At 70.4% G+C, this 26410-nt stretch carries 24 protein-coding genes, 2 tRNA genes and 1 pseudogene; 9 read left to right on the top strand and 18 right to left on the bottom strand.

Annotated features, from left to right (window positions below; all coding sequences use genetic code 11):
- Positions 1–18 precede the first annotated feature (18 nt).
- The 3 genes from ACIHIX_RS01275 to ACIHIX_RS01285 are packed head-to-tail and all read left to right on the top strand — an operon-like array spanning position 19 to position 2782.
- Entirely contained in the window at positions 19–786 is a 768-nt protein-coding gene (locus ACIHIX_RS01275; RefSeq protein ID WP_399948469.1) for an ABC transporter ATP-binding protein, read from the top strand.
- On the top strand, positions 783–1643 hold the full coding sequence (locus ACIHIX_RS01280; RefSeq protein WP_399948471.1) for an ABC transporter permease: 861 nt from the start codon (positions 783–785) through the stop codon (positions 1641–1643). Before ACIHIX_RS01275 ends, ACIHIX_RS01280 begins: the two co-directional genes overlap by 4 nt.
- Entirely contained in the window at positions 1640–2782 is a 1143-nt protein-coding gene (locus tag ACIHIX_RS01285) for an ABC transporter substrate-binding protein (protein WP_399948472.1), read from the top strand. Before ACIHIX_RS01280 ends, ACIHIX_RS01285 begins: the two co-directional genes overlap by 4 nt.
- Positions 2783–2840: 58 nt before the next feature.
- Here the strand turns inward: ACIHIX_RS01285 and ACIHIX_RS01290 are convergent.
- The 4 genes from ACIHIX_RS01290 to ACIHIX_RS01305 form a co-directional block, all read right to left on the bottom strand.
- Positions 2841–2914, bottom strand: a tRNA-Met gene (locus tag ACIHIX_RS01290).
- A 90-nt stretch (positions 2915–3004) separates the two neighbouring features.
- A complete protein-coding gene (locus tag ACIHIX_RS01295) occupies positions 3005–4825 on the bottom strand; it encodes a sel1 repeat family protein (protein WP_399948474.1) in 1821 nt (606 codons plus the stop codon).
- Between the two features lie 218 nt (positions 4826–5043).
- Positions 5044–5117: transfer RNA gene (locus tag ACIHIX_RS01300), tRNA-Met, on the bottom strand.
- Between the two features lie 55 nt (positions 5118–5172).
- Entirely contained in the window at positions 5173–8136 is a 2964-nt protein-coding gene (locus ACIHIX_RS01305) for a UPF0182 family protein (RefSeq protein ID WP_399950003.1), read from the bottom strand.
- A 163-nt stretch (positions 8137–8299) separates the two neighbouring features.
- Between ACIHIX_RS01305 and ACIHIX_RS01310 the strand changes: the two genes are divergently transcribed.
- The gene (locus ACIHIX_RS01310; protein ID WP_399948476.1) at positions 8300–8842 is read left to right on the top strand and encodes a PPA1309 family protein; all 543 of its coding nucleotides are present in this window, start codon (positions 8300–8302) and stop codon (positions 8840–8842) included.
- A gap of 74 nt (positions 8843–8916) precedes the next feature.
- Here ACIHIX_RS01310 and ACIHIX_RS01315 read toward each other — a convergent pair whose 3' ends face one another.
- The 4 genes from ACIHIX_RS01315 to ACIHIX_RS01330 form a co-directional block, all read right to left on the bottom strand.
- Positions 8917–10014 carry a PDZ domain-containing protein gene (locus ACIHIX_RS01315; RefSeq protein ID WP_399948478.1) on the bottom strand — a complete coding sequence of 366 codons (1098 nt, stop codon included), beginning with the start codon at positions 10012–10014 and terminating at the stop codon, positions 8917–8919.
- Positions 10015–10074: 60 nt separating this feature from the next.
- Positions 10075–10284: a hypothetical protein gene (locus tag ACIHIX_RS01320; RefSeq protein WP_399950091.1), complete on the bottom strand. Its 210-nt coding sequence runs from the start codon at positions 10282–10284 to the stop codon at positions 10075–10077.
- 92 nt (positions 10285–10376) lie between these two features.
- A complete protein-coding gene (locus ACIHIX_RS01325; RefSeq protein ID WP_399948480.1) occupies positions 10377–10838 on the bottom strand; it encodes a molybdenum cofactor biosynthesis protein MoaE in 462 nt (153 codons plus the stop codon).
- A gap of 93 nt (positions 10839–10931) precedes the next feature.
- The gene (locus ACIHIX_RS01330; protein WP_399948482.1) at positions 10932–12044 is read right to left on the bottom strand and encodes an SDR family oxidoreductase; all 1113 of its coding nucleotides are present in this window, start codon (positions 12042–12044) and stop codon (positions 10932–10934) included.
- Between the two features lie 190 nt (positions 12045–12234).
- Here ACIHIX_RS01330 and ACIHIX_RS01335 point away from each other — a divergent pair, with 190 nt between their 5' ends.
- Positions 12235–13665 (top strand): zinc-dependent metalloprotease, encoded by a 1431-nt coding sequence (locus tag ACIHIX_RS01335; protein WP_399948484.1) that lies wholly within the window; start codon positions 12235–12237, stop codon positions 13663–13665.
- Positions 13662–14177: an NUDIX hydrolase gene (locus tag ACIHIX_RS01340; protein ID WP_399948486.1), complete on the top strand. Its 516-nt coding sequence runs from the start codon at positions 13662–13664 to the stop codon at positions 14175–14177. Before ACIHIX_RS01335 ends, ACIHIX_RS01340 begins: the two co-directional genes overlap by 4 nt.
- A gap of 52 nt (positions 14178–14229) precedes the next feature.
- Here ACIHIX_RS01340 and ACIHIX_RS01345 read toward each other — a convergent pair whose 3' ends face one another.
- The 4 genes from ACIHIX_RS01345 to ACIHIX_RS01360 all read right to left on the bottom strand — a co-directional run bounded on the left by ACIHIX_RS01345 (position 14230) and on the right by ACIHIX_RS01360 (position 18126).
- Positions 14230–14985, bottom strand: coding sequence for an AIM24 family protein (locus ACIHIX_RS01345; protein ID WP_399948488.1), 756 nt, complete (start codon positions 14983–14985; stop codon positions 14230–14232).
- 18 nt (positions 14986–15003) lie between these two features.
- The gene (locus ACIHIX_RS01350) at positions 15004–15684 is read right to left on the bottom strand and encodes an AIM24 family protein (protein WP_399948490.1); all 681 of its coding nucleotides are present in this window, start codon (positions 15682–15684) and stop codon (positions 15004–15006) included.
- 11 nt (positions 15685–15695) lie between these two features.
- Positions 15696–17402 carry a TerD family protein gene (locus tag ACIHIX_RS01355; protein ID WP_399948492.1) on the bottom strand — a complete coding sequence of 569 codons (1707 nt, stop codon included), beginning with the start codon at positions 17400–17402 and terminating at the stop codon, positions 15696–15698.
- A 127-nt stretch (positions 17403–17529) separates the two neighbouring features.
- Positions 17530–18126: a M48 family metallopeptidase gene (locus ACIHIX_RS01360; protein ID WP_399948494.1), complete on the bottom strand. Its 597-nt coding sequence runs from the start codon at positions 18124–18126 to the stop codon at positions 17530–17532.
- Between the two features lie 337 nt (positions 18127–18463).
- Between ACIHIX_RS01360 and ACIHIX_RS01365 the strand changes: the two are divergent.
- Positions 18464–19676, top strand: a pseudogene (locus ACIHIX_RS01365) (TOMM precursor leader peptide-binding protein).
- Positions 19669–21036 (top strand): ABC1 kinase family protein, encoded by a 1368-nt coding sequence (locus tag ACIHIX_RS01370; RefSeq protein ID WP_399948496.1) that lies wholly within the window; start codon positions 19669–19671, stop codon positions 21034–21036. The pseudogene ACIHIX_RS01365 and the gene ACIHIX_RS01370 overlap by 8 nt, the downstream one beginning before the upstream one ends.
- A 31-nt stretch (positions 21037–21067) precedes the next feature.
- On the opposite strand, the gene ACIHIX_RS01375 is transcribed toward ACIHIX_RS01370, so the two are convergent.
- The 5 genes from ACIHIX_RS01375 to ACIHIX_RS01395 all read right to left on the bottom strand — a co-directional run bounded on the left by ACIHIX_RS01375 (position 21068) and on the right by ACIHIX_RS01395 (position 24962).
- Positions 21068–21277 (bottom strand): hypothetical protein, encoded by a 210-nt coding sequence (locus ACIHIX_RS01375; RefSeq protein WP_399948498.1) that lies wholly within the window; start codon positions 21275–21277, stop codon positions 21068–21070.
- A 134-nt stretch (positions 21278–21411) separates the two neighbouring features.
- Positions 21412–21738, bottom strand: coding sequence for a hypothetical protein (locus tag ACIHIX_RS01380; protein WP_399948500.1), 327 nt, complete (start codon positions 21736–21738; stop codon positions 21412–21414).
- Positions 21735–22103 carry a WhiB family transcriptional regulator gene (locus ACIHIX_RS01385; protein WP_399948501.1) on the bottom strand — a complete coding sequence of 123 codons (369 nt, stop codon included), beginning with the start codon at positions 22101–22103 and terminating at the stop codon, positions 21735–21737. The genes ACIHIX_RS01380 and ACIHIX_RS01385 overlap by 4 nt, the downstream gene beginning before the upstream one ends.
- Before the next feature lie 173 nt (positions 22104–22276).
- On the bottom strand, positions 22277–22561 hold the full coding sequence (locus ACIHIX_RS01390; RefSeq protein WP_079311785.1) for a hypothetical protein: 285 nt from the start codon (positions 22559–22561) through the stop codon (positions 22277–22279).
- Positions 22562–22760: 199 nt separating this feature from the next.
- The gene (locus ACIHIX_RS01395; protein WP_399948503.1) at positions 22761–24962 is read right to left on the bottom strand and encodes an ATP-dependent DNA helicase UvrD2; all 2202 of its coding nucleotides are present in this window, start codon (positions 24960–24962) and stop codon (positions 22761–22763) included.
- A 184-nt stretch (positions 24963–25146) separates the two neighbouring features.
- On the opposite strand from ACIHIX_RS01395, the gene ACIHIX_RS01400 reads away from it, so the two are divergent.
- Positions 25147–25389 carry a mycoredoxin gene (locus ACIHIX_RS01400; RefSeq protein ID WP_307026129.1) on the top strand — a complete coding sequence of 81 codons (243 nt, stop codon included), beginning with the start codon at positions 25147–25149 and terminating at the stop codon, positions 25387–25389.
- Positions 25390–25445: 56 nt separating this feature from the next.
- On the opposite strand, the gene nudC is transcribed toward ACIHIX_RS01400, so the two are convergent.
- On the bottom strand, positions 25446–26387 hold the full coding sequence (gene nudC / locus ACIHIX_RS01405; RefSeq protein WP_399948505.1) for an NAD(+) diphosphatase: 942 nt from the start codon (positions 26385–26387) through the stop codon (positions 25446–25448).
- Positions 26388–26410: the final 23 nt, after the last annotated feature.

Genomic DNA, 26410 nt, shown 5'->3' on the forward strand with positions numbered 1-26410 from the left:
ACTCCGCGAGGAGACCCCGTGGGAGAGCCGTATCCGAAACTCCACGCACATGACCTGACCCGAACCTTCGGCCGGGGCCCTGGCGCGGTGGCCGCGCTCGGCCCGCTGGACCTGTCCATGACCGCCGGTGAGTTCGTCTGTGTCGTCGGCCCGTCGGGCTGCGGCAAGTCCACCCTGCTGCGCATCACGGCGGGCCTGCTGCGCCCGAGCACGGGCCGCCTGGAGATCCGCACCACCAGCCGCCACCCGGCCGCCATGATCTTCCAGGACTACGGCATCCACGACTGGAAGACGGTCCGCGCCAACGTCCGCTTCGGCCTCGACGTCCAACGCGTCCCCCGCCCGGAAGCGAACGCCCACGTCGACGCCTGGCTGGCCCGGCTGGGCCTGGCCGATTTCGCCGACGCCTATCCGGCCGCGCTGTCGGGCGGCATGCGCCAGCGCGTGGCGATCGCCAGGGCGCTCGCGGTGGAGCCCGAACTCCTGCTGATGGACGAGCCGTTCGCCGCGCTGGACGCCCAACTGCGCGTGATCCTCCAGGACGAGCTGCTGGAGCTGACCCAAGCACTGCGCACGACCACCCTCTTCATCACGCACAGCCTGGAGGAGGCGATCGTCCTCGGCGACCGGGTGCTGGTGATGTCCGCCCGCCCGGGCCGTGTCATCGCCGAGCACCGCCCGCCGTTCCCCCGCCCTCGCACCGGCGACATCCGTGACACCCCCGAATTCACGTCCCTGAAGAGCGAGTTGTGGGACCTGCTGCGCAAGGAGGCGGTACCGGCATGACGACGCTCGCCCCCGACCGGGAGTCGGTGCTGGTCCGCGCCCCGGGCCCACGGGAGCTCCACCCAGCACGAACCCACCGCCGCCGAAGGACCGTTGAACTGTCCCTCGCGGCCGCCGTCCCCCTGCTCCTGCTCCTCCTGTGGCAACTGGCCGCCACCCGGTCCTGGATCGACGCCCGCGTCTACCCGGCACCGTCCACGATCTTCGCGGACGGCTGGGACCGGGCGGCGGCGGGCGACCTGTGGCCGGACGTGTGGGCGACCCTGAAACGCGTCCTCGCCGGCTACGCGCTGGGCACGGCGGCGGGCTGTCTGCTGGGCCTCCTGATGGGTTCCCTCTCCCTGCTCCGAGCAGCCCTGGAACCGCTCCTGGACGCTCTGTACGTGGTCCCGAAACTCGCCCTGCTCCCGATCTTCCTGAACATGTTCGGCCTGGGCGAGGGCCCGCAGGTGGCCCTGGTGGCGACGACCGTCTTCTTCTTCGTCTGGATCTCGACGATGTCCGCGGTCATGGCGATCCCCTCCGGCCACCGCGACGCCGGCCAGGTCTTCGGCGCCTCTCCCTGGCAGATGTTCCGCCATGTCCTGCTCCCCGCCTCCCTCCCCGCCGTCCTGGTCGGCGCGCGGATCGCGGCGGGCGTTGCGGTCCTGGTGATCGTCGCCTCGGAGCAGATCGCCGCGACGAACGGCCTCGGCCATCTGATCTTCGACTCACGGGCCCTGTTCCAGAACGACGTGATGTTCGTCGGCATCGTGTGCGTGGCCGTGCTCGGCGTCGTCTTCTCCGAACTGGTGCGGGTGGTGGGCCGGTTGCTCACGCCATGGGCACCGCGGGACCGTGGCCGGGGGCAGTCATGAGCAAGCACGCCTGCGCGCTGGCCGCCGCGACGGCCGTACTCCTGACGGCATCGGCCTGTGGCGGATCGCCGTACGACTCGGACACACGGCCCGGGACCAGGGCGGGCCACCGCACGATCAGCCCGGTGGAGGGCTGTGGCGACACGGCCCTGACGGACCCCGCCGACCTCTCCCCGACCCGGGAACCGGCCCGCTGCCAGCAGGGCGCCCCGCCCGCGCGACCCCTCACCGAGCGGCGCAAGCTGACGATCGCGACGGGCACGCTGAGCGCCGAGTACGTGGCGCCGCTACGAGTGGCCCTCGACAAGGGCGAGTTCGAGAAGGAGGGACTGGACGTCACCCTGAAGGTCCTCCCCACTCCCGACGCGCTCCCCCTCCTCGCCAAGGGCGATGTCGACGCGGTCTGGGCGGCGCCCGAAGCGGCCGTGATGAACGGCATCAGGGGCGGCTTCGACATCCGGTGGGTCGCGGGGAACTTCTCACCCGACCCGGGGTCGAAGAGCGGCCTGTGGGTGCGGCTGAAGGACGGCGAGACGGCGAACGCCGTGTCGATGGCCGGCCGCAAGCTCGGCACGATGATCGGCAAGGGCTCCGTCATCGCGTACCCCATGGAGAAGGCCCTGGAACGGCACGGCGGCGCCCTCGACAAGATCACCTACCAGCAGCTCGGCTCCGCCGACGTCCTCACCGCCCTCCAGAACGGCGGGGTCGACTCCGCCTGGCTCCTCGACCCGGTGTGGCGCAAGGTCGACGGTGAGCCGGGTTACGCCTTCCTGGGCGGCCAGCCCGCGGGTGAGCCCCTGGGCGGCATGCTGTACGGCCGCAGCCTGCTCCAGGACGACGTGGACGCGGGCGTGGCGTTGCTGCGGGCGTACATCCGCACGGTCAATTCGTACTTCGCCACGGACTACAAACACGACGAGACCTTCGTCACCTATCTGGCGAAGCTCCTGAAGACCGACAAGGCGATCCTCGCCGCCACCCCGCCCCTCCGCATGGACTGGGAGATCCGCAAGGGCACGACGGACCGCCTCCAGGCGGCGTACAAGGCGCAGGGTGTGACGGAGGGGGCGGCCCTGCCCGAGTCCAGGACGGTGGACCGCTCCTTCTACGAGGAGGCCGTGGGCCAGACACCCTGAGCACACCTGGACGCACCGAGGGCCGGAACCCTTTCGGATTCCGGCCCTCAGCCTTCAGTAGCGGGGACAGGATTTGAACCTGCGACCTCTGGGTTATGAGCCCAGCGAGCTACCGAGCTGCTCCACCCCGCGTCGATGAACTGAACACTACGTCAAGGACAAGAGCGGAGGCAAATCAATAGGCACGAGGCCCCAGCGCCCAGCCCGCCCGCCACCGCGGCGTCACGCCGACAGCTCCTCCCGCAACGCGTCCCGCAACCGCGTCGCCCGCTCCGAAACCTCCGCCGGCCCCAGCGACACCGCCCGGTCCGCCCACCGCTGCCCCTCCGCCAGCTCCCCCCGACGCGCGTAGACCAGGGCCAACCGCAACGCCGCCCGCCCGTGCCCGGCGTCAGCGGCCCGCGTCCACCACACGGCGGCCTCCGGCTCACTCCCCTCGCGCGCCAGCAGCAGCCCCAGATTGAAGGCCCCGTTCCGCGACCCCGCCTCCGCCGCCTCCCGGTACCACCGAGCCGCCTCCACGACATCGCCCCGAGCCGCCGCGAGCATGCCCACCCGCACCTGTGCCCGCCGATGCCCCTGAGAGGCAGCCCGCTCGTACCACTCCTCGCACTCGGTCTTGGACAGGTGCACGGACTCGCCCAGCTCGTGCGCGGGCGCTGGCGGCCGCCTGGCGTCCAGCACGGTCGCCAGGCGGTACGCCGCCTCCGCGCTGCCGCCTCCGGCGGCGCACCGCAGATGCCGCTCGGCCTCCGGCTCGTCCCCGTCCCGCAGCCGGGCGATACCGACCTGGAGGGCGGCCTCGGTGTGCCCGGCGGCGGCGGCCCGCTCGTACCAGCGCAGCGCGACGACGTCGTCCTCCACGGTGCCCCGCCCGGCGAAGAGGATGCCGAGGTTGAACGCGGCGTCCACGCTCCCGGCCTCGGCCGCCTTGGAGAACCACGGCTCGGCCCCGGTCGCGTCCCCGACCTGGAGCAGCAGGATCGCCAGCGCGTTCGCCGCCTCGCGGTGCCCTGCGTACGCGGCCCGCCGGTACCACTGCTCGGCCTGGGCGGTCCGCCCCTGCTCGGCGCAGAGCAGCCCGAGGTTGTACGCGCCGTTCACGTCACCGGCGTCCATCGCGGCCCGGTACCAGCGCTCCGCGGTCTGGGTCTCGCCCCGCTCGGCGTGCAGCGCGCCCAGCGCGTTGGCGGCGTTGCCGTCACCGTCCTGCGCGGCCCGCAGCCACCACACGGCGGCGCTCTCGGTGTCCCCGGCGTCACGCAGCAGGAACCCGAGCGCACAGGCGGCCCGGGCCTCGCCGTCCTTGGCGGAGGTCAGGTACCAGCGCCCGGCCTCCTTGAGCTCACCGCGCTTCTCCAGGATCGCGCCGAGGTGCAGCGCGGCCCGCTGGTGTCCGCGCGCGGCGGCCTGCCGGTACCAGTTCTCGGCCTCCGCCGCGGAGACACCGTTGTCAGCCCCGTCGTCGTCCGCGCTCGACACCTGTCGATCAAGGGCGCGCGCGAGCCGGTACGCCGCCTCGCGGTGCCCGCGTTCGGCCGCGGCGCGCATCCACTGGTCGGCCCCGGCGTCCCCGCGGTGCTCCAGCAGGTCGGCGAGGGCGTACGCGCCGAGCGCGTGGCCCTGCTCGGCGGACTGCTGGAGCCAGTACTGGGCGGCGGGTTCGTCGCCCCGCTCGCGGTGGTGCCGGCCGAGGGCGTGCGCGGCTGCGGCGGAGCCGGCGACGGCGGCGATCCGCCACCATCCGGCGGCCTCGTCGGCGTAACCACGCTGATGGAGAAGGACACCCAGGTTGTTGGCCGCGGCCCGGTCGCCCGCGGCCGTGGCGGCACGCAACTGGGGCTCGGCTCCGTCGAGATCACCGCGGCGCAGCAGCATGGCCCCGAGGACGCTCATCGCCTCGACGTCGCCGGCTTCCGCGGCGAGGCGCCGACGCACTTCCTCGGCAGCTTCCTCGGCGCCCTCCACCGCCCCGTCGCGATCGGAGGGCTGCGCAAATCGCCCTGTCCCGTACAGAGTTGCCTTGTCCCCCATAACATCCATCGTCGCACCACCTGCAACCTGGGTACACCTGGTATACCGCAGCCAGTGAGGTCACTTCAGCGTTTTGTCGACATGCCCACAGAGAGACAAGTCAAACACAGTTCCCCCAACTCCCCACGGCGGCACGTCCATCCCTCCTTGCGGCACACGCGTTCGTAGACCGTTCGCACATCACGAAGGCCCGGATCCTTGATCAGGATCCGGGCCTTCGTTTTCAGTAGCGGGGACAGGATTTGAACCTGCGACCTCTGGGTTATGAGCCCAGCGAGCTACCGAGCTGCTCCACCCCGCGCCGTTGTGCAGCAACCGTATCACGGCGCGGGGGCGGTCATTCGATCAACAGCTGATCAGCCGCTGGGACTGCTGCTCGGGCTGGAGCTCGGTTTGGAACTCGGTTTGGAACTCGGACTGGCGCTGGGACTCGCGCCGGGCTTCGGCGTGGTCTTGTCCTGCTTGGACTGCGCCTCCTCGGCTCGCTGGAGCGCGTCCTCCAGGTCCTTCTGCGCCACGCCGTACGCCTCCCAGTCGCCCTTCTTCAGGGCTTCCTGACCGTCCTCGAAGGCCTTCTGGGCGTCGTCCAGCGCCTGTTGGACCGTCGGGTTGTCGGACGTCGGTGGCTTCGTCGTGGTGTCCCCGCCGCCGTCCTCCGGTGGCGTGGTGGTGTCGCCCTCCGCGCCGAAGACCTTGTTGAGGGCCTCGCCGAGGGTGTCCTCGAAGGCGGTGTTGCCTCCGTAGGTCACCAACACCTTCCGCAACAGCGGGTACTTCAGTCCACCCCCGCGTACGTAGACCGGCTCCACGTAGAGCAGTCCCCCGTCGAGCGGCACCGTCAGCAGGTTGCCGTACTCCACCTTGGAATCGCCTCTGTTGAGGAGGCTGATGGTCTCGGCGATCTCCTGTTCGGAGTTGAACTGGCTCTGTACCTGTTTGGGACCTTGGACGGTGGTGTTCGTCGGCAGTTTCAGGATTCTGATCTTGCCGTACCCACCGGTTCCCGCCTCGGCGTCGACCGACATGAACGCGCTGAGGTTGTCCCGGCCGTTGGGCGTGAACGTCGTCGTCAGCGAGAACGCCTGCGACGACTGGTCGGGCATCTTCATGCTGAGGTAGTACGGCGGCACCGCGTCACCCGAGGTGTTGGTCGGGTCGTCCGGCACCTGCCACACCTCGGAGCCCGACAGGAACGTCGTGGCGTCCTTCACGTGGTAGCGGCTGAGCAGCTCGCGCTGGACCTTGAACAGGTCCTGCGGGTAGCGCAGATGGTCCATGAGCGACTGCGAGATCTCGCTCTTGTCCTTCACCGTGCCCGGGAACGCCTTCATCCAGGTCTTCAGGACCGGGTCCTGGGTGTCCCACTGGTAGAGCTTGACCTGACCGGTGTACGCGTCGACGGTCGCCTTCACCGAGTTGCGGATGTAGTTGACCTGGTTCTGCTGGGCCACCACCGCGCGCGAGTTGTTCGTCGCGGTCAGCGAGTCGGCCGTGGTGTCACCGAGGGTCGTGCGGGACGAGTACGGGTAGCCGTTCGTCGTCGTGTACGCGTCGACGATCCACTGGATCTTGCCGTCGACGACCGCCGGGTAGGCGTCACCGTCGATCGTCAGCCAGGGCGCCACCGCCTCGACGCGCTCCTTGGGCGTGCGGTTGTACAGAATCCGCGAACCCTCGCCGATCGCGCCGGAGTAGAGGATCTGCGGCTCGCTGAACGCCACCGCGTACGCGGCCCGGTTGATCGGGTTGGAGAGGTTGACCCCGCTGTCGCCGGTGTAGCTGAAGGTCTTCTCGCCGTTGTCGTCGGAGTAGTCGATCTCCTTCTGGGGACCGCCGACGATCGAGTACTCGGTGGTCTTCTCGCCGTAGTAGACCCGCTGCTGGTACGTGCCGAGGTCGCCCTGCGAGGGCAGGTCGGACTCGGTGAAGACCGGGCGGCCCTCGGAGTCGGCGGCGGTGCCCTTGGCGGCGACCACGCCGTAGCCGTGGGTGTAGCGGAAGTGGTCGTTGATCCAGTTGTTCTTCGGAATGCCGTTGAGGTTCAGCTCACGCAGACCGATGACCGTGTCCTGGTCCTTGCCGTCCTTGCTGTAGCGGTCGACGTCCAGATTGGTCGGGAACGCGTAGTAGTTCCGCATCTGCTGGAGCTGCTGGAACGTCGGCGAGACGATGTTCGGGTCCATCACGCGGATGCTGGCCGTGCTGTCGACGTCGTCGCGCAGCTTGGTCTTGTCCGAGGTGGTGGACGTGCCGTCGTACTCGGTGACCTGGGCGTCGTCGATGCCGTACGCCTCACGCGTCGCCTTGAGGTTCTTCTCGACGTACGGCGCTTCCTTGGCCTGCTCGTTCGGCTGGACCTGGAACTTCTGGACGATCGCCGGGTACAGACCGCCGATGAGGATCGCGGAGAGCACCATCAGGCCGAAGCCGATGACCGGCAGCTGCCAGGTGCGCCGCCACAGGGTGGCGAAGAACAGCAGGGCGCAGATGACGGCGATGCAGAACAGGATCGTCTTGGCCGGCAGGTACGCGTTCGCGTCGACGTACCTGAGGCCGGTCCAGTTGTCGGTCGCCTTGAAGTCGCTGGACTTGACCGCGAGGCCGTACCGGTCGAGCCAGTACGCCACCGCCTTCAGGGCGACGAAGATGCCGAGCAGCACCGACAGATGCCCGGTCGCGGCGGCCGTGGCGCGCGCGCCCGGGGAGGTGATCCGCAGACCGCCGTACAGGTAGTGGGTCAGCGCGGCGGCGATCACGGACAGGATCGCGGCGGCGAAGCCGAAGCCGAGCAGGAACCGGTACCAGGGCAGGTCGAAGGTGTAGAAGGAGATGTCGAGCTTGAACTGCGGGTCCTTCTGGTGGAAGGACACGCCGTTGACCCACATCAGCCAGGTACGCCACTGGCTCGACGCCGAGGCGCCCGCGATGAGACCGACCAGCGCGGTGATCCCGAGCAGCAGCCACTTCTTGTACGGCGCGATGCCCATCCGGTAGCGGTCGAGGTTCTGCTGCTCCATCGACATCGCGCTCAGCGGCGGCCGCAGCCGGTGCGCCAGCCAGATGTTGAAGCCGACCGCCAGGGCCATCAGCAGGCCGAAGACGAAGAACAGCCCGATCTTGGTCCACAGGGTGGTCGTGAACACGGACGAGTACTTCACCGACCGATACCAGAGCCAGTCGGTCCAGAACCCGGCGAACATGGTGAACGCCATGCCGAGTACGGCAAGGACGCCCAGCGTCATGAGCAGGGTCCGGACACGCCGGGACGGGCGGCCCACTCTCATCCGCGGCCCCGTCGGGCCTCCGCCGCGGTCCGGCATCTGGAAAGCCAAGGTGCGCACCTCGAAGTTCGCTGTTGGTCCGTCAGGCCCGCGCTTTCACGGGCCGTCCGTGGGCCACGTGATCGTAGGCCCTCACCTATGCAACTTACTCACGCTTTACTCGGTTCCCGATTCCGGCCATGAACGAGGCAGGATTGTGACCATGTCCAACACCCCCATGGCGGCGAGCCCCCTGACCCGGGCCGTACTCGAGATCGACGAGTACGTCTCCGGCCTCGGCTGGGACCAGCCCGCTCGCCTTTTCGCCCTCGTAGACACCGCGCGACTGCGGGTCCAGGAACCCGCTCTCGCGGCCCAGCTCGGCCTGGAGGACGGCCAGGAGTCAGCCGCGCTCACCCCGATCGAGCAGGAGGAGATCCCGGCGGGCAAGCCGCTGGACGAGTTCCTCGGCACGATCGCCTGGCCCGACGCCGTCGCCGGCTGCGCCCTGACGGTGGAGCGCCTCATGCTGCCCCCGTCCGCCGAGGCCCAGGTCCCGGAGGGCCTGAGCGACAAGAAGCTCGCCCAGTGGGTCGCCAAGCACCCCGACCGCCAGGAGGTCCGCATGACCGTCGCGGTCCTGCGCGACGGCACCCGCGACTCGGCCGTACGCCTGCGCGAGAAGGACTCCCCGACGGAGGTCCTCACCGGCGGCGCCCTGGTACCGGGCCTGGCGGAGGCCCTGGCGGCGACGTTCGAGGACTGATTGCCTCTTGTACGGGAAAGGGGGCGCCCCCGGTCTTGGGGGCGCCCCCTTTCATGTACGCGCGTGCCGGTCCGTCAGCCCTTGGTCGTGCACTTCGGCAGGTCGGAGGTCTTGCCGGAGCGGATGTCCTTGAGGGCGCCGAGGGCGTCCTCGATGGTGTGCACCTTGACCAGGGTGAGCCCACCGGGGGTGTCCTTGGCGGCGGAGGCGCAGTTCTCGGCGGGCGTCAGGAAGTACTGCGCCCCCTTGTCCCGAGCGCCGACGGTCTTCATCTCGATGCCGCCGATGGGGCCGACCTTGCCTTCGTCGTCGATGGTGCCGGTGCCGGCGACGAACGAGCCGCCGGTGAGGCTGCCCGGGGTGAGCTTGTCGTAGATGCCGAGGGAGAACATCAGACCGGCGCTCGGGCCGCCGACGTCGGCGAGCTTGATGTCGATGGTGAACGGGAAGGTGTGGTCGGTCCCGGCGGTGATGCCGACGATGGCGCGCTTCTCGAGCTCGTCGTCGGACTCCTTGGTCGTGATGGTCACGTCCTCGGTCTCCGTCGCCGTCTTGTTCTCCTTCTCCGCGGCGGCCTGCTCCTTGGCGGGCACGATCGTGAAGGTGACCTTCTCGCCGGGCTTGTGCTTGGTGACCAGCTCGGCGACGTCGGTGGGCTCCTTGACGGCGGTTCCGTCGACGGCCTTGATGACGTCACCGGCGTGCAGGACGCCCTCGGAGGGGGAGTCCTTGGCGACCGTGGAGACGATCACGAAGGACTTCACCGGGATGTCCAGCTCCTTCAGGGCGGCGACCTTGGCGCTCTCCTGGGACTGGCTGAACTCCTCGGCGTTCTCCTGGGTGGACTGCTCCTCGGTCTTGCCGTCGGGGTAGAGCGTGTCGTGCGGCACGACCTTGTTGTCGTGCGCGAGCCAGCCGTACACCGCCTCGACCAGGTTCATCTTGTAGTCGGCGCTGGTGACCCGGACGGTGGTCATGTTGAGGTGCCCGCTCGTGGCGTACGTCTTGCGACCCGAGATCTGCAGCACCGGCTCGCCGTCGTGCTCGCCCAGGGTGTTCACCGTCGGCCCCGGGGACATCTCCGAGTACGGGACGGGGATGAAGACTCCCGCGCAGAGAAGCGCGATCAGCATCAGGGTGGAGGCGAGCATCGTCGCGGTGCGGCGTGGCATGGAACGACAGTACGGGACGTGCCTGTCAGCGTCCCGTCAGGGCTGCCTTGAGGCAGCTCCTCAGTGCTGCTTCTCCATCGCCTTGCGGAAGCGGGCGTACCCGTCCAGCTCGGGCCCGTCGCTGCGTGCCCTGCGGGTGCGGTTGGCCCAGCTTCCCCACACACCGGCACCGATCGCAGCCACAAGCGGAATCAGCAACCAGGCGAGCGCCGCCATGCCGACCTCCCAACCGATGAGCAACCGCAACTGACTGATCAGCAGATTAACCATCCGCACTGACAACGCTCATGTGCGGGGTGCGGTTACGCAACTGGAGGCAGGGGCAGGTGAGGTGGCCGAGGGTCAGCCGACGCGGCCGGGGGTCAGCAGGCGCCGACCCACTCCTCGGTCCCGTCGGAGAACTTCTGGTGCTTCCAGATGGGCACTTCGTGCTTGAGGTCGTCGATCAGCTTCCGGCAGGCCTCGAAGGCCTCCCCGCGGTGAGGGCAGGAAACGGCGACGACGACGGCGAGGTCCCCGACGGACAGGTCCCCGATCCGGTGCACCGCCGCCAGCGCCCGCACGGGGTACTCCGCGACGACCTTCTCCGCGATCCGCCGCATCTCGGCCTCGGCACTGGGATGGCAGGAGTACCCCAGCTGGTCGACGTCCGCTCCCCCGTCGTGGTTCCGTACGGTCCCCACGAACAGCGCGGTCCCCCCGGCCGCCTCGTCCCCGACGGCCTTGAAGACCTCGTCCAGGGAAAGGGGCGTCTCACGAATGGCGATGAGCTTGATCGGCTCGTCGGCAGTCTGCTCACCGGGATGGTCGTAGGTGGTTCCCATGACCCCATCGTGCCTCACGCACAGGAACAGGGGGAATAGCGCTATCGCCCGGCACGCGTGTGTGCGCGTTTGGAGCCTTCTACAGGGGTCGCCTCAGATCCGCCGCCGAGCCTTCCGAGCCCTCCGCACCACGGCCGCCGCACCCAGCAGAGCGACCGTCGCGCCCGCCGCGCCCGCGGCCGTCGCGTCCTTGCGCCCCAGCCGCCGCCCGGCCACCGTGTGCCGCCCGGAGACCTCCTCCAGCAGCTCCGCGAGAACCTCCTCGTTGGTCCACTGCGGCCGCCACCCGGCGTCGTGCAGCCGGCTGCCGCTCACCACCCAGGGGTACATCGTGTAGGCGAGGTCCCCGGCGGGAGACGGCGTCAGCCCGATGCGGTGCAGCCGGGCCGCCGCCCCCAGCGCGACCGCGGACGGCAGCTCCATCCGGCGGATCCCGCTGAGCTCCTCGACCTCCTCCTGCTCCAGCCATCCGTCGCAGCCGACGGCGAGCTCGCCCTCGACCTTCTCCAGGACGGCGTACTCCAGAGCGCTGCACAGGTCCTCGACGTGGCAGAACTGCCAGGCGGGCCGCGACCCGGCGACGACAAGGAGTCGTGGCGACTCGAAGTACCTGGTCAGCGCGGTGTCAGTGCCGCCCACGAGCACGGCGGGCCGTACCACGGTGACATTGAGCCCGGGATGCGCCCGAGGTGCCCGCCGCGCGAGCCGCTCGACCTCCAACAGGTCCCCGACGCCGGTCGCCTCCGCGGTCGCCCGCAGCTCCGCGTCCTCGGACAGCGGCAGCGCGTTGTCCTCCAGCGCCCCGTAGACCATGGCGGACGTGCACAGCACGACCCGGTGCACCCCGGCCGCCGCGGCGGCGGTCAGCACGGTCTGCGTACCCCGCACGTTGTACGCCGTCCGGGCGGCCGCGTCCGTCTCCAGGTCGAGGTCCAGGGCCAGATGTACGACGACGTCCGCGCCGCGCAGCTTCTCCGCGATCGCCGGGTCCCGTACGTCGAGGATGTGCCACTGCGCCGCCGCGCACTCGCCGCGCCGCTCGTCGATGGCGATGACCTGCTTGATCTCCTCCGAGGCGGCGAGCCGCTCGGTGAGCAGCGCGCCGACTCCGGCGGCGGCACCGGTCACGGCGACGACGGGCCCGCGCAGGCCGGGACCGGTTGACTGGTTTCGCGCTGCGCGAACCTGCGGATCAGGGGAACTCACCGGGCGTCTCCAGCGGTTGTCTTCAGTACGAGCGCTAGTGACGCGTACGTACCAGGTGGCATCCATCCTGCCGCAGGCCGCGAGTCGGCGGAGCACCGAGGCCCGAACCGCCCGCGGTGTTTACGCTGGGTGGTGTTATCGGGCAGTCGCGCCGCCGGGACACCGGTGGCCTTACCAGCCGAGGAATCCCGTGAGTGACACCCCATTCGGATTCGGCCTTCCGCCGGAGGAGCCGGACGACGGCGACGAGGGCAAGAAGAAGGACCAGCAGAGCGGTGGTGGTCAGGGCCCGGCCAACCCGTTCGGTTTCGGCGGCCTGCCCGGCGCGGGCGGCTTCGGCTCCCCCGGCGCCGACAATCCGTTCGCGGCCATGTTCGGTTCCCTGAACCCCAACGACCTGGGCGCCGCGTTCCAGCAGCTGGGCCAGATGCTCTCGTACGAGGGCGGTCCGGTGAACTGGGACATGGCCAAGCAGATCGCCCGCCAGACGGTCTCCCAGGGCACCTCTGACGGCACCAAGGACGCGAGCGTCGGTCCCGCCGACCGCACCGCGGTCGAGGAGGCCGTCCGCCTGGCCGACCTCTGGCTGGACGACGCGACGTCGCTGCCGTCCAGTGCGGGCTCCGCCGTGGCCTGGTCCCGCGCGGAGTGGGTCGAGGCGACCCTGCCCGCGTGGAAGGAGCTCGTGGACCCGGTCGCCGAGCGCGTCGGCACCGCCATGGGCGACGTCCTGCCGGAGGAGATGCAGGCCATGGCCGGCCCGCTGATCGGCATGATGCGCTCGATGGGCGGAGCGATGTTCGGCACGCAGATCGGGCAGGCCGTCGGCGTGCTCGCGGGCGAGGTCGTCGGCTCCACCGACATCGGCCTGCCGCTCGGCCCGGCCGGCCGGGCGGCGCTGCTGCCGATCAACATCGAGGCCTTCGGCAAGGACCTCGGCGTGCCCAAGGAGGAGGTGCGGCTGTACCTCGCCCTGCGCGAGGCCGCCCACCAGCGCCTGTTCACGCATGTGCCGTGGCTGCGCTCGCACCTGTTCGGCGCGGTCGACGGCTACGCGCGCGGGATCAAGGTGGACACCGCCAAGCTGGAGGACGTGGTCGGCCAGTTCGACCCGCAGAACCCCGAGCAGCTGCAGGACGCGCTCCAGCAGGGCATGTTCCAGCCGGAGGACACGCCCGAGCAGAAGGCGGCCCTGGCCCGTCTGGAGACGGCTCTGGCGCTGGTCGAGGGCTGGGTCGACGCGGTGGTCCACGCGGCCGCCAAGCCCCGGCTGTCGTCCGCGGACGCGCTGCGCGAGACCCTGCGCCGCCGCCGTGCCTCGGGCGGCCCGGCCGAGCAGACCTTCGCCACGCTGATCGGTCTGGAGCTGCGCCCGCGCCGCCTGCGCGACGCCTCCCGGCTGTGGGCCTCGCTCACGGACGCGCGCGGTGTCGACGGCCGGGACGGCCTGTGGGCCCACCCGGACATGCTGCCGACCGCGTCCGACCTGGACGACCCGGACGGCTTCGTGCACCGCGAGCAGCTGGACTTCTCCGAGCTGGACAAGATGCTCGGCGAGGCGGCCCAGAAGCCCGACCTGCGCAAGAAGGACGAGGACGAAAAGGGCGACGACTCCGAGTGAGCCTGTTCGACGACGCGGTCCTCGTACTGAAGAGCTACGAGGACCAGGAAGAGCTGCGCCAGACCTACCTCGACCATCTGGCGAGCCACCCGGACGGCATGTGGAAGGCCTGCGGCGACGGGCACATCACGGCGAGCGCACTGGTGATCGACCCGTCACACGGGCGCGTGCTGCTCACCCTTCACAAGAAGTTGCGGATGTGGCTCCAGATGGGCGGCCATTGCGAGCCGGCGGACGCCACGCTGGAAGCGGCGGCGCTGCGCGAGGGCACCGAGGAGTCGGGCATCGACGGCCTGACCCTGCTCCCCGGCGGTCCGGTCCGTCTGGACCGCCACCACACCCCGTGTGCCTGGCATCTCGACGTCCAGTACGCCGCGCTCGCCCCGGTGGGCTCGGTCGAGGCGATCAGCGACGAGTCCCTGGACCTGCGCTGGTTCGCGTACGACGAGGTGGCGGACGTGGCGGACGAGTCGGTCGTACGCCTGCTGGAAGCGACGCGCGCGAGGCTGTGAACGAGTAAGGGGCGACCGCAAAGGCGGTCGCCCCTTACCTGCCAGGTGTCGGCTAGCTCCAGACGTTGCCCTGGTTCTGCCCACGTGCGCCCTGCTGGCCCATCCCGTACTGGGCGGCGATGCCGGAGCCGATCTGCGCGTTCTGCGGCGGCAGCAGTTCGCTGGGCTGGACGATGGCGTAACCGCTGCCCATGAAGCTGAGTTCCCAGCCCTCACCGGTGTTGCCACGGCGCCGGAACACCCCGGAGGAATGCGTCTGGGCCTGCATCTGGACGCGCAGCGAGGTCGACCAGGCGACGATCGCGTCGGCGTCGCAGTTGACGTACTTGTCGGGGGTGACCTGCATCATCAGCGGCATGCCGGAGGTCATGAGGGCGACCTTGCCACGGCCGGTGATGTTGAGCTGGTACTTCCCCGAGCCGGAGATGCCGTAGAGGCTGTCGACGGCGATGACCTCGTGGTGCAGCGAGGAGTCCATGGCGAGGACGTAGGAGCTGTCCACGGTGAGGCCGTCCTGCTCCACGTCCACCAGGTGGACGTGCTGCTTGAGGTTGGCGAGGTAGACCGTGCCCTGCCCGTGGCAGCGCATGAGGTCCAGGCCCTCGCCGGTGCGCGCACGCGCGCGTCCCTGCTGGTTGGACTGGTACTCGGCGTCGAACTCCATCATCCCCTGGTAGGCGACCATCGTGCCCTTGCGGGCGAGGATGTCGTCATGGCCCTCAAGGGTGACGCGGAGCATCTGCTTGTTCTGCAGACTCCAGCGGTCCTGGGTCTGCTGGTCGTTGTAGGCGAAAATCGGGCTCTGCATGGCGTTTCTGGCTCCCCCTCAGCCCCGGACCCGGAGACGGTCGGTGCTGTCCTCGCTGGGCTGGACGACGACGATGCCCTGGCCGGAGAAGGCCATCTGGTAGGCCTCACCGCTGCCCCGGCCGATGAGCGACTGCGCCTTGAAGCTGCGCTTGCCCTTGACCTTGAGGTTGGGCGACCAGGCGACGAGCGCGTCCGGGTCGACGTACGTCTCGTCCTCGCCACCGCCGCAGTCGACGACGATCGGCTTGCCCCGGGAGGTCAGCGCGACCCAGCCCTGCCCGGAGATCTTGGTGTTCCACAGGCCCTGTCCGGCGAACTTGGCCAGGCCCTTGACCCGTTCCACGCCCCACGTCAGATGCGCGTCGAAGGCGAGCAGGTTGGTGGCGTTGACGGAGATGCCGTCGCCGTTGAGGTTGATGACGACGACGTTGGCGCCGTAGTCGGCGAGGTAGAGCAGTCCGTCGCCGGTGCACTTCATCAGGGGGGCGCCCTCGCCGGTCATCCAGTCCTTGGCGATCTGGCGGACGGCGGGCGGGTTGGGCTCGTACTGGACGAAGCCCTCGTAGGCGACCATCGAGCCCACGCGCGCGAAGAGGTCGTTCCCCGTCTGCATGGCGACCTTCAGCATGTGGTTGCCGTGGTTCTCCATGCGCGCGGCGACGGGCGCGGGAGCGAAGCCCGCGAGCGGCTGGTTCATGACGGGCTCCCTCAGATCTCGTACGGCTGGACGACGATGAAGTTGCCGGGAGCGGCCCGGAACTGGAGGTTGACGCTCTCTCCGGTGTCGCCGGGGTAGGCGTTGCGACGCATCCGCACCTGGCTGGAGACGATCACCTGGGCGGCGGACGACCAGGCGACCACGGCGTTGGCGTCGGCGAAGGTGGTCGGCGTGACCGGGAGGACCACGGGCGTGCCGTGGGTCTTCACGACGATCGTGCCGGTGCCGGTGAACTGCATCGTGAACAGCGCGCCGCCGGGGATGCCGTGGCCCTCGACGCGGCGGACCTCGTACTGGAGGCTCTCGTCGAAGGCGAGGACGTTCTCGGCGGAGACGCAGATGCCGTCGCCCTGGAGTTCGATGGGGTGCAGCATCGTGGAGTTCTCGGCGAGGAACACCTGGCCCTGGCCGGTACAGCGCATGAGCTGCATCTCCTGGCCGGTCGCGTTGCCCACGATCCGGCCGGCGAAGCCCGCGCCCTTGTAGCTGAAGTCGACCTTGCCCTGGTAGAGAACCATGCTGCCCTGCCGGGCGAGCACGGGCTGGCCGCCGATGCCCAGGTCGACGCGGACCATCTTCTTGTTCTGCTGCGTCCAGCGCTGGCCGGTCGGCGTCTCCTTGAACTGCTGGAGCGCGGCGGCGACTCCGGGCGCCTGGGCCTGGGGCACGCCCTGCGGGACGCCCTGGGGTGCTCCGTAAGGGGCGGGCTGGCCGGGGACCTGGCCGTACGGGGGCTGCTGACCGTACCCGGGGGGCGGGGTCGGCTGGCCGTAGCCGGGCGGCGGGGCCGGGGCGTGGGGTGCCTGCGGGGCGTGGGGCTGGCCGCCGTAGCCGGGAGGCAGGGGGGCGGTCTGGCCAGGGGCACCCTGGCCGTACGGCTGCTGCTGCGGCGGCTGGCCGTAGGGGGCGGCGGGCGCGGGCGCCGGGGGCGGCACCGGGGCGCCGCCGGGCGGGGTCAGGGGCGCGACGATGGTGGGCGCGGCGTGCACGTTCGGCGCGGGGGCCGGTGCGGGTGCCGGGGGCGGGGTCGCTCCGGGCGGCGGCGCGAAGCCCTGGACGGGCTGCGGGGCCGGGGCGGGAGCGGCGGGGGCGCCGAAGGCGGGCGGGGCGAACCCGGGGGTCGCACCGGCCTGCGGCTGCTGCGGGGCGGGGGCCGCGGGGGTCTCCTCCTCCATGACCTCGCCGCCGAAGTTCTTCAGCAGCGCCTCCAGGCCGCCGTCGAAGCCCTGTCCGACCGCGGCGAAGCGCCAGACGTCCTTCAGATAGAAGTCGCCCAGCATCACGGCGCGTTCGGTGGAGAACTCCGAGCCGTTGAAGGAGTAGCGGGCCACCTCCTCGCCGCCCGCCACGATCCGGAGGTAGCCGGGGGCGACCTGCGACATCTGCCCGGCGCCGTCGATCGTCGCGGTGAACGACAGCTTCTGGATCTGCGCCGGGACCCGGTCGAGGGTGATGCGGAAGGACTCCGTGTCACCCGCCTGGGCGCCCAGGAGCTGAATGGACTCCTCGGGGGACTTCGGCTGGTTGAAGAAGACGAAGTACCGGTCGTCCGAGAGCCGTTCGTCGGCGTCGAGGCCGAAGCAGCTGATGTCGAAGCTCAGCCCGGGGCCGGTGATCTGCACGCCTACGTACAGATCGGTGCCCGCGGTGAGGTCACTGACCTTGGCCTTGTGGCCGCGTTGGAATTCCCTGGCCATGCGTAACGACCGTCCCCCATCCAAAAGCGAGTGCGTCGCGCCAGGCTAACGGCAAATTCCGGGAGCGGACGAAGTCGGTACAGAGCCGGTACACAATCCCCTGCCCGGGCACGCTCGGGAACGCGGGTCATTCCCCGCGCGCGCCCGGAACATGCGGCAGCCGCTCGGCGGCGACCACCCCTTCGAGATAGCCCCGGGCCCGCTCGGTCCGCGGATACGCCTCCAGGAGCCGCCAGAAACGCGGCCCGTGTCCCGGCACGAGCAGATGCGCCAGCTCATGGAGCAGCACGTAGTCGACGACGTACTCGGGCATGCCCTGGAGCCGGTGCGAGAGGCGGATGCTGCCCTCGGAGGGGGTGCACGAACCCCAGCGCGTGTTCTGGTTGGTGACCCAGCGCACGGACTCGGGCCGGGCCCGCCCGTCGAAGTACTGCGCCGACAGCCGCTCGGCGCGCTCGGCCAGCTCGGCGTCGCCGAGCACCCGCTTGCTCTCCTGTGCGGCGAGTTTGTCGAGCATGACGCTCACCCAGCGTTGCTCCTCCGCCTCGGACATCCGGGCAGGGATCAGCACGACGGTGCGATCGCCCTCGCGGTACGCGGAGACCGTCCGGCGTCGACGAGCGCTCCTGCGCACCTCGATCGCGGTCGCTCCCGAGCCGCTCGGCGGCTGGCTCGTCGTGCTGCGCTGTGGTGTTCCGGCACGGTGCAGTGGGTCGGCGGACACGCCCCGACGTTACCCGCTGTACATGGCGGAAGTCCCGACTCCGGGACGGTTCGGTTCCGATCCCCCGCCATGCGCTGGATTTGTACGACGAATACCCCCCGCCTGTGGACAACTTTCGGCACGGTCCGCCGCGTCCGGGCATGCTGGCACTCGCCGCCGGAGCCACGGCCGACCACCGGGAGCGCTCGGCGCGGCGTACGGGGTTGTTCCACGAGGGCTACGGGGGCCTGTCATGCAGTCGAAGACTTCGCCGGTCGCGGCGTCGAGCGTCTCGCCGGTATCTGCGTCGAGCGTCTCGTCGGTACCGACCTCGAAGAAGGCACCGGTGCGGATCCCGGTGGTGCCGGTGTTGAAGCCCGCGCTGCGCCGTGGCTGGCGTGATCTCAACACCGTGCAGTTCGGGATGAGTCCGGCGCACGCGATGACGCTGGGCCCGATGGACACGGCGACGGGCAGTTTCCTCGACCTGCTCAACGGCACCCGCGGTCCGGCGCTGTTGCGTGCGGAGGGACAGCGGATGGATCTGCCGGAGGGCCATGTCGACGGGCTGCTGGAGGGACTCGCGCGGGCCGGGCTCCTCGACGACGCGCGGGGCGGCGACCCGGCGGTGGAGGAACTGAGGAGGAGGAAGAAGGTCCTCGACCGCCTCCGCCCCGACCTGGCCTCGCTGTCCCTGACCACGTCCGAAGCCGGCGAGGCGATGGAACTGCTGGCCACCCGTCGCACCCTGCGCGTCCAGGTGCGGGGCGCGGGCCGGGTCGGCGCGGTGCTGGCCTCGTTGCTGTCGGGTGCCGGGATCGGCGAGGTCGACGTGCGCGACGGCGGCCATGTCGAGGCATGGGACGTCGCACCGGGCGGGTTGCCTCCCGAGTCCGTAGGCGTCCGCAGGGACGAGGCCGCCCGGCGCGCCGTACGCCGCTGCGCCCCCGACAACCCGCTGCGCCGCGGTCCGCGAACCCCGCCCGGGGCCGAGGACCCGGGCTACTCCCTGGTGGTCCTCGCTCCGAGGGACGATGTCGCGGTCCACGCGCCGGCCCCCGCCGACTCCTTCGTCGACTCCGGTACGCCCCATCTGTACGCCGGAGTCGTGGAGGCGACCGGTGTCGTCGGCCCCCTGGTGCTGCCCGGCGAGACGAGTTGCGCGGGCTGTCTGCACGAGTGGCGCGTCGACCGGGACCCGGCGTGGCCGCGGTTGGTCGCGCAGTGGCGGTCGGGTGGCCGGCGGAGTCGTCAGGTGCCGCCCTGCGATCTCGCGCTGGCCACGACAGTGGCCGGGCTGGCGGCGGCGCACGCCCTCGCCTTCCTCGACGGGCGGATGCCGTCGAGTGCCGGTGCCCGGTGGGAGGTTTCGCTGCCCGCTCTCAACTGGCACGCGCGGCCGGTCTGGGCGCACCCCGCATGCCCCTGCGGGGCCGCGGAGAAAGGTAAGGCAGAACACACCTCCAATGCCGGGGAGTCGCACGAGACAATGTCGGGACTAGGGCCGTCGACGGAGCCACGCCGCTAGGCAGTCGACACGGCCGGCTGGGACTTGGAGGGCGCATGTCTGATCTTCCCCGGAAGGCGGTCACCCGGACCGCCAAGCTCGCCGCGCTCCCGCTCGGCTTCGCCGGCCGGGCGACCTGGGGGCTCGGCAAGAGAATCGTCGGGGAGTCCGCGGAGATCGTCGGCCGTGAGCTTCAGCAACGCACGGCTGAGCAGCTGTTCAAGGTGCTCGGCGAGCTCAAGGGCGGTGCGATGAAGTTCGGCCAGGCCCTGTCCGTCTTCGAGTCGGCGCTGCCCGAGGAGGTCGCCGGTCCCTACCGCGCGGCCCTGACGAAGCTCCAGGAGGCCGCGCCTCCGATGCCGACGCGGACCGTGCACGGCGTGCTGGAGGAGCGGCTCGGCAAGGACTGGCAGGAGCTGTTCCTGGAGTTCGAGGACAAGCCGTCCGCGGCGGCGTCGATCGGGCAGGTGCATCGGGCGGTGTGGCACGACGGCCGCGAGGTCGCGGTCAAGGTGCAGTATCCGGGCGCCGGAGAGGCACTCTTGTCCGACTTGAACCAACTGAGCCGCTTCGCCCGTCTGTTGGGTCCGCTGATTCCCGGTATGGACATCAAGCCGCTGATCGCGGAGCTCCGGGACCGGGTCTCGGAGGAACTGGACTACGGCCTGGAGGCGCAGGCCCAACAGGTCCACGCCGAGGAGTTCGCGGGCGACCCGGACGTGGTGGTGCCGGCGGTGGTCCACCAGTGCGAGCAGGTCCTGGTCACCGAGTGGATCGACGGCGTCCCGCTGTCCGAGATCATCGCGGACGGCACCCCGGAGCAGCGCGACCGCGCCGGCCAGCTCCTGGCCCGCTTCCTGTTCTCCGGCCCGGCCCGCACCGGCCTGCTCCACGCCGACCCGCACCCGGGCAACTTCCGTCTGCTGCCCGGCGGCCCGGACGGCGAGGACGACTGGCGTCTGGGCGTCCTCGACTTCGGCACCGTCGACCGTCTCCCGGGCGGCCTGCCCACGCCCATCGGGGACTCCTTGCGCATGACCCTCGGTGACGAGGCGGAGGCCGTCTACGAACTGCTCCGCGCGGAAGGCTTCGTCAAGGACTCCATAGACCTCGATCCCGACGCCGTCCTCGACTACCTCCGGCCGATCATCGAACCGGCCCTGGTCGACGAGTTCACCTTCACCCGTGGCTGGATGCGCAGTCAGGCGGCCCGTATCGCCGACATCCGCTCCCCCGCCTACCAGCTGGGCAAGCAGCTCAACCTCCCGCCGGCGTACCTGCTCATCCACCGGGTGACGCTCAGCACGATCGGTGTCCTGTGCCAGCTGGGCGCGACGGTCCGCCTCCGCGAGGAACTGGAGGCATGGCTGCCGGGATTCGTGCCGGCGAAGGAGGCGTCCGAGGAGCCCGCGGCGGAGGCATGAACGGCTGAGACGCGAGCGGCTGAGCGAGGGCCTACCACCAGGCCGAGTCCAGCCGCCCCTCGATCGCCCTGAGGTTCTCCCTGGAGCAGGTGTCGCAGAAGTACTCGCGGACGCCGTTCTCCACGGAGCAGGTCCAGGTGGGCCGCGGACCGTCGGCGATGACTCCGCAGCGGGCGCACACGAGTGGCTCGGGCTCCGGGGCGGAGCCGCCCTCGTCACTGCCGCCGGGAAGACTCGTCACGTCGCGACGATATCCCCGCGCCTGGCGGAACGGCGCACAACGCACCGCGGGGGCCGGTCCGTTCGGACGGACCGGCCCCCGCGGGGAGCATTCGCCTCCCGGGTCCGGGAGGCCACCGCTTCAGGTGGTGGTGATCACTGCATGACCGCGATGGCGAGCGCACGGCGGGCGCGCATCGAGGCGCGCTCGGCCCTGCGCTGCATCCGGCGCGCGGCCGCCAGGCTCACGGCCCGGCGCTCCTGCTGCGCGGCGTGCAGTCGCTCGTGCATATGCGCACGAGCCAGGGCTTCTGGTTGGAGTTGCATCTCTCGGGTCCTGTTCTGGCGCAAGTCGGTCGCACCGGTGATGGTGAAGTCTGGAATCGCGGAGCCGGCGGGCTCAGTGGTGGACGGCTTCATCGGGGCCTGCTTCTTGGGGTCGTGCGTGAGGGGGCGGTCGATCGTTCCTGCGATGGTGTTCATGCCGTGACCGGGTTCTTGCGCGGGCGACCACGCGGCCGCTTCCGGGCGACGACGACACCCTGGACGAACAGCTCGCCACCCCAGACGCCCCAGGGCTCACGCCGCTCCTTGGCGCCGGCGAGGCAGGCCTCCATCAGCGGGCAGGTGCGGCAGAGGGACTTGGCGTACTCGACGTCGGCCGGCGACTCGGCGAAGAAGACCTCCGGGTCGTAGGAACGGCAGGGGACGGGTACGCCGAGGTTCTCGATGGCGTCGTCGAGCGCGGTGAGCGCGGTGAGCGGGATCAAGGTGGAGTCCTCCGTGAGGCCGGGCTTGGGGATCGCGTCTGAAGGCGGTACGGACGGGGCGTGCGCTTCGAGTTGCACGGTTGGTTTTCCTCGTCTGGTCGGTCCGGCCCTGTTGGACCGGTGGTCGGCTTGGTACCGGGTTCTTTTCTTGTCCCGAGGCTCCTTCGTTCGTTCTCCCGGTGAGGGGAAAACAAAAGGGCCGCGGATCCCGGATGGGGTTCCGCGGCCCTGAAGGCGCCGGCCTGAGTCGATCAGGCTGGATCACTCCAGGGTTCTGGCCCACGGAAGGCCCACATCAGGTGGTGCTGCGTTGCCTGCTTCCGGCTTCCGGCACCGGCTGCCGTAAAGGCATAGGCATGCGCCTGTCCCTCTACTGCTTCCAGTGCCTTGGTCGGTCGCTCATTGCGCTCACGAACGGGGAGACCCGCGAGAGACACGGAGGACGCCGGGCCGGCGACACGAATGCCGGACAGACCGGTGCCCTGGTTCGAGACGGCGAGCATGCACAGGGAGGCGACGACCGAGCGATCGGTCATTTTCGCGGTGAAGCTGGCGTTGATGCTGGTCACTGGACTCGCCTCCTCTCGGCGTCTCGGGGGGACTGGGGTGAGCCAGTCCTACGGGTATGTAAGTACAGCATGGAAGAGGGCCCTCAGAGAAGGCCTCCGTTCCAATGCCTAAGAACCTATGGGGATTGCCGGGGCATGCGCAAACTATTTTTTCGACGAGTTCGCCTCAGTCCCCAACTTCTTCCGTCCCGGGGCCCTGACCTGCACAGATGGCCAGAACATCGGCTCCGTAGCGGTCGAGCTTGCGCTTGAGGACGCCGGGAATGCGCGACAGCTCGGCCGGAGTGCTCGGCTCCGTCTCGGCGATGGCCATCAGGGTCCGGTCCGTGAAGACACAGAAGTCCGGCTGACCGGTGAGCCGCGCCTGGGTGCCCCGCCACTCGCGCAACCGCTCGTAGAGACCCTCGTCCATGTCGGAGGGGCAGTCCTCGCAGCGCATCAGCTTCATCTCGCCGGCGTCGGTGAGCGTGCGGCCGCAGACCCGGCAGCGGGCGGGGGTGCGCTGGGTCCGGCGCGGCACCACGTCCGCCGCCGTACTGCTCGTGAAGCCCCGTTCGACGCCCCCGGGGCCTCCGCCGCCGGTCCGCCCCGCGGCCGTGGCCGAGCCGGGGCGCAGTCCGTCGAGGAAGCGGCTGGGGCGGCGGTTGGGGCGACCGCCGGGCGAGCGGGAGAGGGCCCAGGAGACATGAAGGTGTTCGCGGGCGCGGGTGACACCGACGTAGAGGAGGCGGCGCTCCTCCTCGATCTGCTCGTCGGTCTTTGCGTAGGTGATCGGCATCATGCCCTCGGCGACGCCGACCAGGAAGACGACGTCCCACTCCAGGCCCTTGGCCGAGTGCAGGGAGGCGAGGGTGACGCCTTGGACGGTCGGGGCGTGCTGGGCGTTCGCCCGCTCGTCGAGCTCGGCGACCAGGTCGGCGAGGGTGGCGTCGGCTCTGGCGGCGGTGAAGTCCTGGGCGAGGTTCACCAGTGCGGCGAGCGACTCCCAGCGTTCCCTGACCGCGCCGGAGCCCGCCGGGGGCTGCGCGGTCCAGCCCTCGCCGGAGAGGACGGCCCGCACCTGGGAGGCCAGGTCGGGAGCGTCGTCCAGCCGTGAGTCGTTGCCGCCGAAGCGGGCCGCGCCGCGCAGGTTGACGATGGCTCTGCGCACTTCGGGGCGGTCGAAGAACCGCTCGGCACCCCGCAGCTGGTAGGGGATGCCGGCGTCGGCGAGCGCCTGCTCGTAGGTCTCGGACTGGGCGTTCGTCCGGAACAGCACGGCGATCTCGGCGGCCTGGACGCCGGCGGCCAGCAGTTCGCGGATGCGGCGGGCGGCACCCTCGGCCTCGGCGGGCTCGTCGGTGTGCTCGCTGTAGACGGGCTCGGGGCCCGGGGCGCGCTGGGAGACCAGCTCCAGACGGTGGTCGGCGGCGCGACCGCTGGCCTGGGAGAGCAGACCGTTGGCGAGATGGACGACCTGGGGGGTGGAGCGGTAGTCGCGGACCAGCTTGACGACGGTGGCGCCGGGGTGGCGGGTGCGGAAGTCGAGAAGATGGTCGGGAGTTGCTCCTGTGAACGAATAGATCGTCTGGCTGGCGTCGCCGACCACGCACAGGCTGTCGCGGTCGCCGAGCCAGAGCTCCAGCAGCCGCTGCTGGAGGGGGCTGACGTCCTGGTACTCGTCGACGACGAAGTGCTGGTACTGGGCGCGGACCTGGTCGGCGATGTCGTGCCGGTCCTGGAGGACGGCCACCGTCAGCAGCAGGACGTCCTCGAAGTCGATGACCGCGCGGTCCCGCTTGAGGTCCTCGTAGGCGGCGTAGAGCTGGGCGATCTCGGCCGGGTTGCGGGGGGCCTCGCGGCCGGCCTTGGCGGCGGCGAGTGCGTAGTCGCCGGGGACGGTCTGGGTGACCTTGGACCACTCGATCTCGGCGGTGACGTCCCGCAGCTCACCGCGGTCGAGGCGGATGCGGCAGGCGGCGGCCGCGTCGACGACGAGCTGGATCTTCCGGTCGACGAGGCGGGGCATGGAGCCACCGACGGCTTTCGGCCAGAAGTACTGGAGCTGACGCAGGGCGGCCGAGTGGAACGTACGGGCCTGGACCCCGGCCGCGCCGAGTTGACGCAGCCGGCCGCGCATCTCGCCGGCGGCGCGGTTGGTGAAGGTGACGGCCAGCACGCTGGAGGGCTGGAGGATGCCGGCGCGCACGCCGTAGGCGATGCGGTGGGTGATCGCCCGGGTCTTGCCGGTCCCGGCTCCGGCCAGCACGCACACCGGGCCGTGCAGGGCGGTGGCCACCTCGCGCTGCTCGGGGTCGAGCCCTTCGAGCACCGCGTCGGCCGAGTCCGGTACCTGCGGGAAGAGGGGGGAGTGCGTTGCTGCTGTCACACCGCCATGCTGCCAGGTCGGCGGAGACGGCTGTGCCGGTTGTCCACAGGCAGGGGCTCGCAGTCGTACTAATGCGGCAGGCGTCACGTGCGGGGATACCCCGGGTGGGAATGGTGACCCGCTCGCGTACGTTTCCCCCACTGGACGACCCCTTCCCCCGAGCCACCAGAGGAGCGCGCGAGACATGCAGGGCACTGTGACGATGTACAGCACCACGTGGTGCGGTTACTGCCAGCGGCTGAAGAAGCAGATGGACCGCGAAGGCATCGCGTACACCGAGATCAACATCGAGCAGGACCCGGCGTCCGCCGCGTTCGTGGAGAAGGCGAATGGCGGAAACCAGACGGTTCCGACCGTGCTGTTCGCCGATGGTTCGACGCTCACGAACCCGTCTCTGGCTCAGGTGAAGCAGAAGATCGCCGCCTGACGGACGTACGGCGCTTCGGGGCCGCTCCCCTCGCCGGGAGCGGCCCCTTCGCATGCTCAGACGCTGCGCGTCGGCAGCGGCTTTCCGTACCAGAGCTCGATCAGCCGTGCCGCGATCGAGATGCCGTACGGCGGCAGGACCTCGCCGGAGTCGAAGGCGGCGCCCAGTTCGTCGCGGGAGAACCAGCGGGCCTCGCTGATCTCGTCGCCGTCGACGTTGATCTCGGTGGAGGTGGCGCGGGCCAGGAAGCCGAGCATGAGGCTGGACGGGAACGGCCAGGGCTGGCTGGCGACGTACTCGACCTGGCCGACGGAGACGCCTGCCTCCTCGAAGACCTCCCGGCGCACCGCCTGCTCGATGGACTCGCCGGGCTCGACGAAGCCGGCGAGCGTCGAGAAGCGGCCCTCGGGCCAGTGGACCTGGCGGCCGAGCAGGATGCGGTCGTCCTCGTCGGTGACGGCCATGATCACGGCGGGGTCGGTACGCGGGTAGTGCTCGGCGCCGCAGGCCTGGCAGCGGCGGATGTGCCCGGCGGCGGCGATGACGGTGCGCTCGCCGCAGCGGGAGCAGAAGCGGTGGGTGCGCTGCCAGTTCTCCAGTCCGACGGCGTGGACCATGAGGCCCGCCTCGCGCGGCGACAGCAGCAGGCCCGCCTCCCGCAGGCCCGCCGGACGGGCCGACTGGTCGATACGGCCGGGCAGGGTGTCCTTCTGGAGGGCGAAGTAGCTGACGCCGTCCTCGTCGATGCCGAGGAAGTAGCGGTGGGCCTCGGTGAGCGGGGCCTCGAAGGCGGGCGTCATGACGAGTTCGGTGCGGCCCTCGGCCGTCTCGTCGATGAGGACCTGACCGCCGGAGACCACGAAGCAGCGGGTCGTGGGGTGGCTCCAGGCCGCCGCGAGCCAGGCCTCGTCGAGCCGGTGGTGGGCTGCCCGGTCGATGCCGCTGGGGGCGGTGAGCGAGATGGGTCGGTCGGCGGTGTGGTCGGTCCAGGTGGTCACGGGTGCTTCCAACTCCCCCGGTG

Source organism: Streptomyces sp. NPDC051913 (genome assembly GCF_044593635.1).
GTDB lineage: Bacteria > Actinomycetota > Actinomycetes > Streptomycetales > Streptomycetaceae > Streptomyces.

Coding starts and splice junctions, on each gene's coding strand:
- ACIHIX_RS01280 (WP_399948471.1), top strand. CDS start 783: ATGACGACGCTCGCCCCCGACCGGGAGTCGGTGCTGGTCCGCGCCCCG.
- ACIHIX_RS01285 (WP_399948472.1), top strand. CDS start 1,640: ATGAGCAAGCACGCCTGCGCGCTGGCCGCCGCGACGGCCGTACTCCTG.
- ACIHIX_RS01295 (WP_399948474.1), bottom strand. CDS start 4,825: ATGGATGTTATGGGGGACAAGGCAACTCTGTACGGGACAGGGCGATTT.
- ACIHIX_RS01305 (WP_399950003.1), bottom strand. CDS start 8,136: ATGCCGGACCGCGGCGGAGGCCCGACGGGGCCGCGGATGAGAGTGGGC.
- ACIHIX_RS01310 (WP_399948476.1), top strand. CDS start 8,300: ATGTCCAACACCCCCATGGCGGCGAGCCCCCTGACCCGGGCCGTACTC.
- ACIHIX_RS01315 (WP_399948478.1), bottom strand. CDS start 10,014: ATGCCACGCCGCACCGCGACGATGCTCGCCTCCACCCTGATGCTGATC.
- ACIHIX_RS01320 (WP_399950091.1), bottom strand. CDS start 10,284: ATGGTTAATCTGCTGATCAGTCAGTTGCGGTTGCTCATCGGTTGGGAG.
- ACIHIX_RS01325 (WP_399948480.1), bottom strand. CDS start 10,838: ATGGGAACCACCTACGACCATCCCGGTGAGCAGACTGCCGACGAGCCG.
- ACIHIX_RS01345 (WP_399948488.1), bottom strand. CDS start 14,985: ATGCAGAGCCCGATTTTCGCCTACAACGACCAGCAGACCCAGGACCGC.
- ACIHIX_RS01350 (WP_399948490.1), bottom strand. CDS start 15,684: ATGAACCAGCCGCTCGCGGGCTTCGCTCCCGCGCCCGTCGCCGCGCGC.
- ACIHIX_RS01355 (WP_399948492.1), bottom strand. CDS start 17,402: ATGGCCAGGGAATTCCAACGCGGCCACAAGGCCAAGGTCAGTGACCTC.
- ACIHIX_RS01370 (WP_399948496.1), top strand. CDS start 19,669: ATGTCTGATCTTCCCCGGAAGGCGGTCACCCGGACCGCCAAGCTCGCC.
- ACIHIX_RS01380 (WP_399948500.1), bottom strand. CDS start 21,738: ATGAACACCATCGCAGGAACGATCGACCGCCCCCTCACGCACGACCCC.
- ACIHIX_RS01390 (WP_079311785.1), bottom strand. CDS start 22,561: ATGACCGATCGCTCGGTCGTCGCCTCCCTGTGCATGCTCGCCGTCTCG.
- ACIHIX_RS01400 (WP_307026129.1), top strand. CDS start 25,147: ATGCAGGGCACTGTGACGATGTACAGCACCACGTGGTGCGGTTACTGC.